Below are 13,314 nucleotides of genomic sequence, written 5' to 3'. Positions count from 1 at the left end.
GGCGACCTTAATTCGCGACAATATTCACCAGTTTACCCGGCACATAGATTTGCTTGCGAATGGTTTTATCGTCAATGAAACGCTGAACATTTTCATCCGCCACCGCAGCAGCAATAACGGCATCTTGCTCGGCATCGGCGGGCACGTTGATCTTGCCACGCACCTTACCATTCACTTGCACCACAACTAAAATACTACTGGCGACCAAGGCTGATGCATCGACTTGCGGCCACGGTGCGAAGGTAATGTCACTGTCGTGCCCGAGTTCGTGCCAAAGCGTTTCGCTTAAGTGCGGTGTGACTGGTGCAAGCATCAGTACTATCGCATCTAATGCCTCACGCATGATGCCACGGTCAATGGCGTCTTCGAGGCTGGCTTTTTGCAGCTTGTTCAAGAGTTCCATGATCGCCGCAATCGCAGTGTTAAAGTTCTGGCGGCGGCCCATATCATCGCTAACTTTTTCAATAGTGCGATGTACTTCACGTCGCAGCTCTTCTTGTGCGCTCGATAGTTGGCTAAAGTCGTTGCTATGCTCTTGCGTGGCCACCGCTTGATAGTCGGCAACCAAACGCCAGACGCGGCGCAAGAAGCGTTGTGCGCCCTCGACACCAGAATCAGACCATTCAAGGGTTGCTTCCGGCGGCGCGGCAAACATCATAAACAATCGCACGGTGTCAGCGCCGTATTTATCGATCATAACCTGCGGGTCGATGCCGTTGTTTTTCGACTTCGACATTTTAGTCATACCACCGTAATGCACTTCTTTACCGTCGGTCGTTAAGATCGCTTTGACAATCTGACCTTTACTATCGCGTTCGACAATTTCAACATCAAGTGGTGAGTACCACGTGATCTTACCGTCGTCAGCTTCACGGTAGTAACTGTCAGCTAAGACCATACCTTGCGTGAGTAGGCGTTTGAAGGGCTCGTCTGAGCTGACTAAACCGGTGTCACGCAACAACTTGTGGAAAAAGCGCGCATACAAGAGGTGCAAGATGGCGTGCTCAATACCGCCGATGTATTGATCCACAGGTAGCCAATAGTTCGCTTGCTCAGGATTCAACATTCCGTCGTGGAAGTTTGCACTACAGTAGCGAGCGTAGTACCAAGACGACTCCATAAAGGTATCGAACGTATCGGTCTCGTGTTCTGCTGGCGCGCCGTTATAGGTGGTTTTACGCCACTCAGGGTCGGCCTTAATCGGTGATTGGGTACCATCCATCACAACGTCTTCCGGCAAGGTTACCGGTAACTGGTCTTCTGGCACCGGTACCGAGGAGCCATCGGCCAAGTTGAGCATTGGGATTGGCGTGCCCCAGTAGCGCTGGCGCGAAACCCCCCAATCACGTAAACGATAGTTGACTTGACGGCGGCCAATACCTTGTTGGCTCAACTCTGCGGCGATAGCATCAAAGGCTTCGGCGCTGCTCATACCCGAATAGGGCCCTGAGTTGACCGTGGTGCCTTTGGCGGTGATTGCGGCTTGGCTAATGTCGTGCTCACCTTCGGCGGGGTCGATCACCACCTGAATAGGCAAGTCGTAAGCAGTGGCAAACTCCCAGTCACGTTGGTCGTGCGCGGGAACAGCCATGACTGCGCCTGAGCCGTAGTCCATCAAAACAAAGTTGGCGACCCAAATGGGGATTTCTTCACCAGTCAGTGGATGCTTAGCATGAAAACCAGTTGCCATGCCTTTTTTCTCGATGGTGGCAAGGTCCGCTTCGGCCATTTTGGTGGTTTGAATACTCTCAATAAAAGCTGCCAACTCAGGGTTGCTGGCTGCAGCCTCTTGCGCCAATGGGTGTTGCGCAGCAACTGCCATGTAAGTGACACCATAAAGGGTATCCGGACGCGTGGTGTAAACCGTTAGTGGCTTTTCATGGTTGACCACGGAAAAGTCAATTTCAACGCCTTCAGAGCGGCCAATCCAGTTGCGCTGCATGGTTTTCACCTGCTCAGGCCAACCTTCAAGTTGCTCTAAATCGTCAAGTAACTCATCGGCATAGGCGGTGATTTTAATAAACCACTGAGGTATCTCTTTTTGTACTACTTTGGCGCCTGAACGCCAGCCGCGGCCATCGATAACTTGCTCATTGGCCAATACGGTGTTGTCTACTGGGTCCCAGTTGACGGTAGCGTTTTTCTTGTACACCAAGCCTTTTTCGTAGAGCTTGGTGAAGAACCACTGTTCCCAACGGTAATAGTCGGGGCGGCAGGTTGCCACTTCACGCGACCAGTCGTAACCAAAACCGAGCGATTTAAGCTGGTTACGCATGTAGTCGATGTTCTGATAAGTCCACTTGGCAGGTGCCGTTTTGTTGGCGACTGCGGCATTTTCTGCCGGTAGGCCAAAGGCGTCCCAACCCATTGGTTGTAGGACATTTTTGCCTTGCATACGTTGATAGCGGGCTACCACATCACCAAGTGTGTAATTGCGCACATGGCCCATGTGTAATTTACCGCTAGGGTACGGAAACATCGACAGGCAATAGAATTTCTCTTTACCTGGTTGTTCGGTAACTTCGAAAACTTTGTCGCTTTCCCAACGCTGCTGTACGGCAGCTTCAATCTGTGCTGGATCGTAATTATCCTGCATGAACTTTGACATCTGAGAACCCATTAAATCGCTGGCTAAAATGAAAAACTTACAGTGCGTACCACATCACTAACATCACCACGATGCCGGCAAGGCCAAAAAAACCATACTCGAAGCGTTCGCGCTGTTCGGCGTCGCGATCGTCTGGGTTGCGGTGAAAGAGAAACATGCCAATGCTTGAGACACCCAAGGTGCCAGCTGCGGTTAACAGGGCAAACAGGACTGCTGCAAAGATATTTTCCATGATGTGTTCCAACTGTTAATGAAGAGACGCTAGTAAAAGTGCTTACAGTTTACTGATTTTAGCGGCGAATGACTACGGGTAATGCACCGCCAATCAGGATCAAAATCGCTAACAACCAAGCACCGTAGCCACCCCATAACGCAAATGGCGTTAAGCCTTGCACGATCGGAACTTGTGCTGACAGCGTGGCGGCTTGAAACTGCTCAGCCCGCGCGAGCCACTGTCCGCGTTCGTCGGTCATCGCGGTGATGCCACTATTGGTGGCACGGATCAATGGGCGTCCCAGCTCGATTGCGCGCATACGGGCGATTTGCATATGCTGGGCGGGGCCGTGGGAGCGACCAAACCAAGTATCGTTGCTAACGGTAAGTAAGAAGTCCGTGCCTGGTGTAAAATTCGCCCATACCTGCTGTGGAAAGGCGATTTCATAACAAATAGCGGTGCTAAAGTCCCAGCCTTTAGCGCGCAATGGTGCTTGCACGTAGGCGCCGCGACTGAAGGATGACATGGGCAAATTAAAGAGTGGAGCCAAGGGGCGGAGCAAATCACCAAATGGCACAAATTCACCGATCGGTAATAATTGATGCTTTTGAAAGCGATTGCTGTGACCGTGGTGGTAAGCTTCTTCGACTCCGAAACTACCGTCTTGTCCCAGCGCAATGACTGAGTTGTAGTAGTCGTCACCGCCAATATCGATAATCCCAGTGATTAAGCCGGTTTCGGTTTTTGCCATTTCGTCGTGCATGATGGCAAGAATGTCATCGGTGTAGGGTTCCGGCATAGTAACCGCTGACTCTGGCCAAATCACCACGTCATGGTCGTTGTAGAGTGTCCTGGTTAAGTCCAAATAGAGATTCAGGTTCGGCCAGTGTTGATCGGGATCCCACTTGATCGACTGACTGATGTTGCCTTGCACCAGTGCTATTTTTACGTGTTCTCCGGTACGCGAGATGGCGGTGAGCTGACTCAACACGAACGGCAACAACAACAGGCCTGCGATGACAGCAGGTGCGCGCCAATGCCGTTGTTCAATGGTACGGACCGTGAGTAAGGCAATGGTCATCAGTATGACGCTGAGGCCGGTGCCACCAAACCAACTGGCGTAGCTGGCGAGCCAAGTATCGGTTTGGGTATAGCCTAAATCGAGCCACGGAAATCCAGTAAGCAACCAACCACGCAGCGCTTCCGCCGCTAACCAGGTGAGTGGTAGGCTCCAATAGCCTATTGCGCCAAAACGCACGTTAAGCCAGCGCCACGCGAATAAAGCCAAGGCGGGAAATAGACTGAGATAAGCAAATAAGAGTAACAGAATGCCAACAGAGGCGATGGGATGTAAGCCACCGAAGGTATCAATGCTAACGTAGATCCAACTGAGTCCAGCAGCAAACCAGCCGAGACCGAAGAAATACCCTAAACGCCAAGCATCACTTGGTTTCTTATCTTGCAAAAGCCACAACAGGGCAGGCATGACCAGAAACGGTAGCCATGCTTGCGCAAACGGCGCATAACTAAATACCAGCACGGCGCCAAGCCCTAGGCAGGCAAGGCGGCTAAGGGCTGCCTGCCAACGTCGCGTTGTGCGTGGCATGGTTAAACGTCCGCTTCTTGCTCAGGGGGTGGCTCGGGAAAGCTCACCTGCAATTGTTGGATACGACGTTTGTCGGCGCCAGTGACTTTGAAATTAATGCCACTTAAAACAATTTCTTCACCGGGCTTGGGCAGGTGACCAAAGCCATGCGCAACCATGCCGCCAATGGTGTCGTATTCTTCGTCACCAAATTGGGTTTCGAAGTAATCATTGAAGTCTTCGATAGTGGTTAAGGCTTTCACCGAGTAGCGGGATTTATTGATACGGCGAATATCGGCTTTGGTGTCTTCGTTGTAGTCGGTTTCGTCTTCAATGTCACCGACAATTTCTTCCAGAATATCTTCAATGGTCACGAGGCCGGAAACACCGCCATACTCGTCGACCACAATCGCCATATGATAGCGTTGTGAGCGGAACTCTTTCAGCAGTACGTCGACACGTTTGCCTTCTGGCACAATCACCGCAGGGCGAATGACCTTGGTCAGCGCAAATTCATCGTCGGTCATGCCAAAGCCATACGCCAGCAAATCCTTGGCGAGCAATATACCTTCAACATGGTCTTTATTTTCACTGATGACCGGATAACGGCTGTGTTGGGCGTCAATTACAATAGGTAAGAACTCATCGACTTTTTGATTAATGTCGATGGTGACCATTTGCGAGCGCGGCACCATGATGTCGCGCACTTTGAGTTCGGCGACGTCAAGCACGCCCTCAATCATTTCTTTGGTGTCGTTATCAATCAGGTCGCGTTCTTCAGCGTCCTGAATAAGATCGACTAACTCTTCGCGGCTGTTCGGCTCTCCGGTAAACAGTTGCAACAGTTTTGTTGCCCACGATTTACGCGCAGAACCGTTGGTAGAGTGGGGATGGTCATCGCTCATTAGCTGGTATTGCTCCGTTTAGTCACCAACTTCGACATAAGGGTCAGCAAACCCTAAGCCGGTTAAAATAGTCGTTTCGAGGCGTTCCATACGGTCCGCTTCAGCGTCTTCAATATGGTCATAACCTAGCAAATGCAAGGTGCCGTGTACAATCATATGCGCCCAGTGTGCCACTAAGGTCTTGCTCTGCTCGCTGGCTTCGCGTTGCACCACGGGGGCGCAAATCACCAGATCACCGAGCAAAGTCACGGGCATCGGAATCGGTGCCGTGAACGGAAACGATAGCACATTGGTCGCGTAATCGCGTTCCCGGTAGCTATGGTTGAGTTCGCGGCCTTCGTCTTCATCAACAATGCGCACGGTCAGCTCAGCTGCACCGTCTTGCCATTGGACGCCTTGTAAAGCCGCCTGCACCCATGCCTCAACTTGTTCGGCCGTCGGCAGATGTTGCGCTGCCGAGGCATTTTGCAGGTCAACTGTTAAGTCAATCATGCGCGGCCGTCAAAGTCTTCATAGGCTTGCACAATACGTTGCACGACGGGGTGACGCACGACATCGCCGGCTTGGAAAAAGGTGAAACTAATATCGGGCACGTCGCGTAAAACCTCGATCACATGCCGTAAGCCTGACTTTTGTCCACGCGGCAAGTCAACCTGGGTAATGTCACCGGTAATGACGGCACGTGAGTTGAAACCGATCCGCGTCAAGAACATTTTCATCTGTTCACAGGTGGTGTTTTGGCTTTCATCAAGAATAATAAAGGCGTCGTTGAGTGTGCGTCCACGCATGTACGCGAGTGGTGCAACTTCAATCACGTTACGCTCGATCAGTTTCTCGACGCGCTCAAAACCAAGCATTTCAAACAAGGCATCGTAGAGCGGACGCAAATACGGGTCGACCTTTTGCGCTAAATCACCGGGTAAGAAACCAAGTTTCTCGCCGGCTTCAACTGCGGGGCGGGTGAGCAGAATACGACGAATTTCTTGACGTTCAAGGGCATCGACAGCGGCTGCTACGGCCAAGTAGGTTTTACCGGTACCGGCAGGGCCGACACCAAAATTGACGTCGTGACTTAAAATCGCGCGCACATACTCGGCTTGATTATGATTACGCGGCTTGATCATGCCGCGCTTGGTTTTGATGTGCGTCATTTTCTCAGCCGCAGGGTCGCCTTTCCCTTGCTCGAGCACATTCGCTTGTTGAATCGCTAAATGCACTTGTTGCGGCTCGATTTCGCCAGCTTTGCCTTTAACTGTCGCTGTTTCAACGTACAGGTCACGTAGCAGCTTTGCTGCCGCGTTGACGGTATGTTGCGGACCAATTAAGCGAAAGGCATCGTTACGGTAGGTAATTTCAATGCCGAGGCGGCGTTCAATGTGCTTTAAATTTTCATCGAACGGGCCGCAGAGCTCGGCCAGACGCCGGCTATCTGCCGGCTCTAGGTTTATATCTAATGTAGTGAGCTGTGGACTCAAAAGAACCTCTTTTAGCTTGCTTACGACGACTGTTGTGGCGGAATAAAGCTAGCCACACCAAGCTCATCAGGTTGCGTGCGTGCTTGGCGCGCAAGAATGGTTTGCGGTGCGGTATCGACACGCAGCCCCATTTCATCTTCAACCCGAATCACGTCACCGCGCAGTGAGTTTGCAAATACGTCAGTGATCTGCACATCGACGAATTTACCGACCATGCGTGGGTCACCTACAAAGTTGACCACACGGTTGTTTTCGGTACGGCCACTCAGTTCCATCGGATCTTTCTTCGATGGGCCGGTCACCAAAATACGTTGTTCAGTGCCTACCATACGCCGCGCATGGGCGTGTGCCTGTTGGTTCAAGCGCTGCTGCAAAAGCTGCAGACGCTGTTTCTTAGTTTCTTCAGTGACGTCATCAGGCAAGTCCGCCGCTGGTGTTCCAGGGCGCGCACTGTAAATAAAGCTGAAGCTTAAGTCGAAGTCGATAGCTTGAATCAAGTCCATGGTCGCTTCGAAATCCGCGTCGGTTTCGCCTGGAAAGCCGATAATAAAGTCAGATGACATAGCCATCTCTGGGCGGATTTTCTTCAGCTTGCGAATCTGTGCTTTGTATTCAAGCGCGGTGTGGCCGCGCTTCATCAGCGTCAACACGCGATCAGCACCACTTTGCACTGGCAAGTGCAAATGATTCACCAGTTCTGGAATGGTCGCGTAGGCCTCGATAATGTCATCGGTGAACTCCACCGGGTGCGAGGTGGTATAGCGAATACGGTCAATACCATCAATTGCAGCCACTAAGTGCAACAATTCTGAGAAGCGGCAGACCGAGCCATCGAAGTGTTCGCCGCGGTAGGCGTTCACGTTTTGCCCAAGCAAGTTTACTTCGCGTACGCCTTGCTCTGCCAATTGTGCGATTTCATAGAGCACGTCATCAACCGGACGGCTAACCTCTTCACCGCGGGTATAGGGCACCACACAGAACGTACAGTACTTGCTGCAACCTTCCATGATTGAAACAAACGCCGAAGGGCCATCTGATGTTGGCTCAGGCAAGCGGTCGAATTTTTCAATCTCTGGGAATGAGATATCTACCATTGGTGTATGGTCGCTTTGCACCTGCTTGACCATTTCTGGTAAGCGGTGCAACGTTTGCGGACCAAACACGATATCGACAAATGGCGCACGGCTACGAATGTGCTCACCTTCTTGTGAAGCCACACAACCGCCAACCCCGATCACGAGGTCAGGCTTGCTGTCTTTCAGCGTTTTCCAGCGACCGAGCTGATGAAACACTTTCTCTTGGGCTTTTTCACGAATCGAGCAGGTGTTGAGCAGGATCAAATCAGCATCTTCTGCTTCGGCTGCGACTTCATAGCCGTGGGTTGCCTTCAGTAGATCTGCCATTTTTGCAGAGTCGTACTCGTTCATCTGGCAGCCCCAAGTTTTGATGTATAACTTCTTGCTCATAAAATTGTTGCGCTCACTTGCGTTGGTGTATGTCAAAAGGGTCGTTATTTTAGCCTGTTCTGACCTCAACTGCCAACTTTGCCGCTGCTTTCTGCTTTCCGTCTTGTACGAATGGCAAGATAACCTGCCACAGTGATGATTGCGGCGCCAACGAGCATGTACCAGGTAATGGCTTCGTCCCAGAACCAATACCCCATCAGCGCTGCAAAAATAACCGAGCTGTAGGTGAACACACCGACTCTTGCGGCGGGGGCGATGGAGAAGGCTTTGGTCATGCCAAGCTGTCCTCCGACGGCTAACAAGCCCATCACGGCAATGCCTATCCAGTGTTCTGCGGCGATAGCTTGACCAAGCCACAGCAGCGGAATGGCCGACAGCAGCGTGCCAAGGGCAGCGAAGTAGAAGACGATTTTGCTTGATGACTCCGTCGCTGACATTTGTCGAATCAGTGTTTTGGTGAATGCAGCCAAGCAAGCAGCGATAAAGGCAACGAGAATAACCGGCGATAACTCAGCGCTGACGGGGTTTAAAAACACGAATGCGCCCAAAAAGCCAATGGTAATCGCAATCCAGGTTTGCGGAAGAACAAGTTCATTGAGCCAAAGTCGTCCGATAATTGGGATCAAGAATGGCGACAACAGTAATACCAGCGTCGCTTGCGCAAGAGGAATGGTGGCAATGGCATAAAAAAATAGGTACATGGCTGTTAGGCCAGCAATACCGCGGGTTAAGTGGAAACGCCAAGCTTTCGTTTTAAATGCACCAGGGCCTTTGCGCCATAGCCATGGCAAGAGTACGACAAAGGTCATGAGACTGCGGAAAAACACCAGTTGCTCAGACGGTACGTCAGTGCTCAAATACTTGACCATAGCACTTACTCCGGCAAAGCAAAGTTCTGCAGCTAATACAAGCAAAGACGCAATGACGACCGTGCGTTGAGGAGTTTCCATAACTGCCATAGATTCACGCCTTAGATGCAAGCCTTAGTTTCAGTAAGGAAAGATAAAATGAACCGATATCTTATCACGAACAGTTATTTCAGTGGCGGGGCTGTGTATACTTGGAGCTGTGTTTTCTATTATGCGAGCTAAGTTAACTGGGTAAGAGCTAACGATGCAGATTGTGATTGTAGGCGGTGGTTTGGTGGGAGCGAGTGCGGCAGTTGCTGCGCTGCGTGACGGACACAAAGTAACGTTGCTTGAACGCGGTGCGGCACCTGATGCTGCCGCAGCGAACGGCGATTGGGATTTACGCATTTCATCAGTTCACCAAAAAAATGTGGAATGGTTGGAACAGCTCGGCGTTTGGACTCATGTCGATGCGCAAAAGTTCTTCAGCTATGACGGTTTAAGCGTCACCACCCGCGATCGACAAAGACTTCATTTTGCTGCTGATGAGGTCAATGCTGAACGGTTAGGCGTGATGGTCGAAAATGAAGCCTTAGTGCGCGCCTGTTGGCAATTGCTACGCACGCATGAGGCCGCTAAGTTGCTGGCCGAAACAGAAGTACAGAACTACGACCTTGAGCAACGTGTGATAACACTTAGCGATGGTAAGACGCTGAGCTACGATCTATTGCTGGGTGCCGATGGCGCCAATTCTGCCGTGGCCAAAGCTGCTGGCATAGGCATGCGCGGCTGGGATTACGGCATGCGTTGCTTATTGGCGATTGCTGAAGTTGAACAACCGTTGCCGACCGAAACATGGGAAGTTTTCCGCGCCGACGGTCCTTATGCACTATTGCCGCTGGGTAGACATTTAGCATGTCTCATCGATTACCGTGCAGAAGAAGAGTGGCACAATGTGACAAAGGCCGAAGTTGAGCAAAAACTTCAGGCTACTTTCGCTGATGTGATTGGTCCTTACAAGTTACAAAAACAGGCAAGCTTTCCATTACGCCGCCAGCGTGCGCTGCGTTATTTTGATGCTCGAGGTGTGGCTCTGATCGGTGATGCCGCGCACAGTATTCATCCGCTGGCTGGGCAGGGCGTGAACTTAGGCTTTGCGGATGTGCAGGTTCTTTTTGAGCGCCTGGCTGCAGAACCACTGACGTCAGCGCTGACAAGTTACGAGCGACAGCAAGTGCACGTGAACCAACAAATGATGCGTGCCATGGATGCCATTCACTTTGGTTTCCGTAGCGAACATTTATTACCGCGCGCTGCCATAGCAGTTGGTTTAGGTGCCGTAGCGCAGATCAAGCCATTAAAACGACAGATTATTAAAACGGCTATGGGATGGTAGTCGTTGAAAAGCAAGCATAAAAAAACCGCCGAAGGGCGGTTTCTTTGCATCGTTGCGGCCACCATGTATAAGATGGTGCGGAGGGAGGGACTTGAACCCTCACGTCCTTTCGGACACTAGCACCTGAAGCTAGCGCGTCTACCAATTCCGCCACCACCGCAACAAGCAGTGAGATGGCTGGGGTACCAGGATTTGAACCTGGGAATGGCGGGATCAAAACCCGCTGCCTTACCGCTTGGCTATACCCCAACTCTCGGAAAACAGCTTTTAAGTGGCTGGGGTACCAGGATTTGAACCTGGGAATGGCGGGATCAAAACCCGCTGCCTTACCGCTTGGCTATACCCCAACTTAGGCTTAAAAACTTGCGCTCACCGTGAAAGGTTGGTGCGGACGGAGAGACTTGAACTCTCACGCCGTGAGGCACTGGAACCTAAATCCAGCGTGTCTACCAATTCCACCACGTCCGCCCATTGCAATTTGGTTGGTGGCTACGGCGAGATTCGAACTTGCGACCCCAGCATTATGAGTGCTGTGCTCTAACCAGCTGAGCTACGTAGCCATACCAAAAATTTTCAAACTGCGCTCGGTGAGTGCGGCGCGTATTATGCAAATCAGGGACTCAAGCGTCAACCTCTTTTTCGCAAAAAAACGCGTTTGCTGGCGCGATTGCTCAAAAAAACGTTCGTTTGGTTATTTAATCAACGCCAGTATCTTTACCACGGCAATTCTTCCCCATTACTGTGACGGAAACAACCGGTGGTGGCGAGCGTGAGCTCGTCGATGCGTTTGACCAAGCGCGAGGCGGCTTCTTCGGCGCTGATGTCGCCGCGGTTGTTGACCATGTCGGTTTGTACGTAGCCGGGGTGCAGCATAGCGACCGCAATTCCAGCATCTTTGAGGTCGTTGGCCAGTGAGACGCCAGCGGCGTTAAGTGCGGCCTTGCTCATACGGTAACCGTATTGTCCGCCAGAGCCATTGTCGGCCATGGAGCCCATGCGCGAGGTGATTAAAATCAACTTGCTCTCTTTCTTCAATAGTGGCCGCAGCGTGCGGCTCAACTCTAGTGGTGCCACAGCATTGACGGTGAACTGGCGTTGCATGCTGTCGGTGGCAAAGCTGTCAAAGTTGTCGCCTTCGAGAATCCCGGCGTTGTTGATAAGAATATCAATCGGCTCGTCAGCAAGGCGCTCGGCGAGCAGCTCGCGCGCTTTTGCGTCGGTGACGTCAATCCCATCAATAATAGCGACGCCAAGTTGTTCTAGTTCGGCTGATGGCTTTCGACAAACGGCGGTGACGTTTGCGCCGCGTTGCTTAAATTGCGTGGCGAGGGCTAAACCGATACCGCGGTTAGCGCCTGTAATGACAACATGTTCGCTCATAGTTACTCCTTTGCTGAGTTTAAATTAGTCGCCGCCGGGAATGCCCCCGTGGGTCAGTTTTTTCGGATCGAGTAAGGCTTCAAGTTCGTCCCGTGAAAGGTCGGTCATTTCTTCGGCGACGTCGATGACAGGGCGTTGCTCCTGATAAGCTCGCTTGGCGATTTTCGCCGCTTCGTTGTAACCAATCACCGAGTTCAATGCCGTGACCAAAATTGGATTGCGTGCGAGTGCTTCCTCGAGGCGATCATGTTTAACATTGAAATCAGCAATGGCGTCATCGGCGAGGCTGCGCATGGCTTTGGCGCTGATCTCAATGCTTTCAATCAGGTGATACGCAATTAGCGGTAACATCACGTTGAGTTGGAAGTTACCTTGTTGTGCCGCTGTGGCAATGGTTTGGTAACTGCCTGCAAGGTGCGCTGCGACCATAGCCACGGCCTCAGGAATGACGGGGTTCACCTTGCCGGGCATAATGCTGCTGCCGGGCTGCAAGGCTTTGAGTTCAATTTCGCCCAGCCCTGCCAATGGCCCGCTGTTCATCCAGCGTAAGTCATTGCTGACTTTCAGTAACACTGCGCCACAGGCATTTAATGCGCCGGCCAGTTGTAGACTGAGTTCTTGCCCCGAAATACCGGCAAAGGCATTGGTCGCTGGGTGAAAATACTGTTCGGTACGTTCACTTAAATGCTGGCAAAACTGCTGGCGAAAGGCTTGTGGGGCATTAATGCCGCTGCCGACAGCGGTGCCGCCTTGGGGCAGGGCACGTAAGCGCTCGCAAACTTCGTTAATGTTGAGCTGGCAGTGATGCAGTTGCGTGCTCCAAGCACGTAGCTCTTGCGCCATAGTGATCGGCATGGCGTCCATTAAATGGGTGCGACCGGTTTTCACCACTTCTTCTAGGCTTTGCGCTTTCTCTTCAATGGTGCGCTGCAAATGTACAATAGCGGGCAGCCATTCGTCATGCAAAGCCAATACGCAACTGACCTGAATGCTGGTTGGAATAACGTCATTACTGCTCTGGCTGCAATTGACGTGGTCGTTCGGGTGCACCTTGGGACCGTTAGCACGGTGAACCGTTTCTGCCAAAACTTCGTTCATATTCATGTTGGTACTGGTGCCAGAGCCGGTTTGAAAAATGTCGAGGGGGAACTGGCTCATATCCGGCGCTGCGCTAATTGCGTCGGCTGCCTTTACAATAGCTGCAGCTTGAGCTTCGGTGAGTAAGTCGAGATCAGCGTTGGCTTGGGCGGCAGCGGCTTTAATATGGGCTAGGGCACTGATGGTGCGAGCGGGAAAACGGAGGCTGCTGAGGTGAAAGTTCTGTCGAGCACGTTCGGTTTGCGCGCGCCAGAGCGCTTCTGCTGGTACCTCAATTTCTCCCATGCTATCTTTTTCGATACGAGCTTGTTTCGACATACTTAGTTCCTCTTCTAAGGA

The 13,314-nt window shown here is 51.8% G+C and carries 11 protein-coding genes and 5 tRNA genes; 1 reads left to right on the top strand and 15 read right to left on the bottom strand.

Annotated elements, in window-relative coordinates; genetic code table 11:
* Positions 1-7: 7 nt before the first annotated feature.
* The 8 genes from leuS to CWI70_RS04440 all read right to left on the bottom strand — a co-directional run bounded on the left by leuS (position 8) and on the right by CWI70_RS04440 (position 9,212).
* Entirely contained in the window at positions 8-2,596 is a 2,589-nt protein-coding gene (leuS, locus tag CWI70_RS04475) for a leucine--tRNA ligase (protein WP_126772702.1), read from the bottom strand.
* A gap of 49 nt (positions 2,597-2,645) precedes the next feature.
* Positions 2,646-2,840 carry a hypothetical protein gene (locus tag CWI70_RS04470; RefSeq protein WP_126770922.1) on the bottom strand — a complete coding sequence of 65 codons (195 nt, stop codon included), beginning with the start codon at positions 2,838-2,840 and terminating at the stop codon, positions 2,646-2,648.
* A 58-nt stretch (positions 2,841-2,898) separates the two neighbouring features.
* Positions 2,899-4,428, bottom strand: a complete 1,530-nt coding sequence (gene lnt / locus CWI70_RS04465; RefSeq protein ID WP_126770920.1) for an apolipoprotein N-acyltransferase — start codon at positions 4,426-4,428, stop codon at positions 2,899-2,901.
* A 2-nt stretch (positions 4,429-4,430) separates the two neighbouring features.
* Positions 4,431-5,312 (bottom strand): CNNM family magnesium/cobalt transport protein CorC, encoded by an 882-nt coding sequence (corC, locus tag CWI70_RS04460; protein ID WP_126770918.1) that lies wholly within the window; start codon positions 5,310-5,312, stop codon positions 4,431-4,433.
* A gap of 18 nt (positions 5,313-5,330) precedes the next feature.
* Complete coding sequence (gene ybeY / locus CWI70_RS04455) at positions 5,331-5,804, bottom strand: rRNA maturation RNase YbeY (protein ID WP_126770917.1); 474 nt, start codon at positions 5,802-5,804, stop codon at positions 5,331-5,333.
* Positions 5,801-6,787: a PhoH family protein gene (locus tag CWI70_RS04450; protein ID WP_126770915.1), complete on the bottom strand. Its 987-nt coding sequence runs from the start codon at positions 6,785-6,787 to the stop codon at positions 5,801-5,803. Before CWI70_RS04450 ends, ybeY begins: the two co-directional genes overlap by 4 nt.
* Before the next feature lie 20 nt (positions 6,788-6,807).
* Positions 6,808-8,253: a tRNA (N6-isopentenyl adenosine(37)-C2)-methylthiotransferase MiaB gene (miaB, locus tag CWI70_RS04445; RefSeq protein ID WP_126770913.1), complete on the bottom strand. Its 1,446-nt coding sequence runs from the start codon at positions 8,251-8,253 to the stop codon at positions 6,808-6,810.
* 65 nt (positions 8,254-8,318) lie between these two features.
* Entirely contained in the window at positions 8,319-9,212 is an 894-nt protein-coding gene (locus CWI70_RS04440; protein WP_126770911.1) for a DMT family transporter, read from the bottom strand.
* Positions 9,213-9,366: 154 nt separating this feature from the next.
* Here CWI70_RS04440 and CWI70_RS04435 point away from each other — a divergent pair, with 154 nt between their 5' ends.
* Positions 9,367-10,497 carry an FAD-dependent oxidoreductase gene (locus CWI70_RS04435; RefSeq protein WP_126770909.1) on the top strand — a complete coding sequence of 377 codons (1,131 nt, stop codon included), beginning with the start codon at positions 9,367-9,369 and terminating at the stop codon, positions 10,495-10,497.
* Positions 10,498-10,570: 73 nt separating this feature from the next.
* Here the strand turns inward: CWI70_RS04435 and CWI70_RS04430 are convergent.
* The 7 genes from CWI70_RS04430 to CWI70_RS04400 form a co-directional block, all read right to left on the bottom strand.
* Positions 10,571-10,657, bottom strand: a tRNA-Leu gene (locus CWI70_RS04430).
* Positions 10,658-10,671: 14 nt separating this feature from the next.
* Positions 10,672-10,746 (bottom strand) — tRNA-Gln (locus CWI70_RS04425).
* Positions 10,747-10,769: 23 nt separating this feature from the next.
* Positions 10,770-10,844 (bottom strand) — tRNA-Gln (locus tag CWI70_RS04420).
* A gap of 36 nt (positions 10,845-10,880) precedes the next feature.
* A tRNA-Leu gene (locus CWI70_RS04415) sits at positions 10,881-10,965 on the bottom strand.
* A gap of 15 nt (positions 10,966-10,980) precedes the next feature.
* Positions 10,981-11,057, bottom strand: a tRNA-Met gene (locus tag CWI70_RS04410).
* A gap of 154 nt (positions 11,058-11,211) precedes the next feature.
* Positions 11,212-11,877: an SDR family oxidoreductase gene (locus tag CWI70_RS04405; protein ID WP_126770908.1), complete on the bottom strand. Its 666-nt coding sequence runs from the start codon at positions 11,875-11,877 to the stop codon at positions 11,212-11,214.
* 24 nt (positions 11,878-11,901) lie between these two features.
* On the bottom strand, positions 11,902-13,293 hold the full coding sequence (locus CWI70_RS04400; protein WP_126770906.1) for a class II fumarate hydratase: 1,392 nt from the start codon (positions 13,291-13,293) through the stop codon (positions 11,902-11,904).
* Positions 13,294-13,314 lie beyond the last annotated feature (21 nt).

Source organism: Pseudidiomarina homiensis, from assembly GCF_003987225.1.
Taxonomy (GTDB): Bacteria; Pseudomonadota; Gammaproteobacteria; order Enterobacterales; family Alteromonadaceae; genus Pseudidiomarina; species Pseudidiomarina homiensis.
This window is presented reverse-complemented; position numbering and strand designations above follow the sequence as displayed.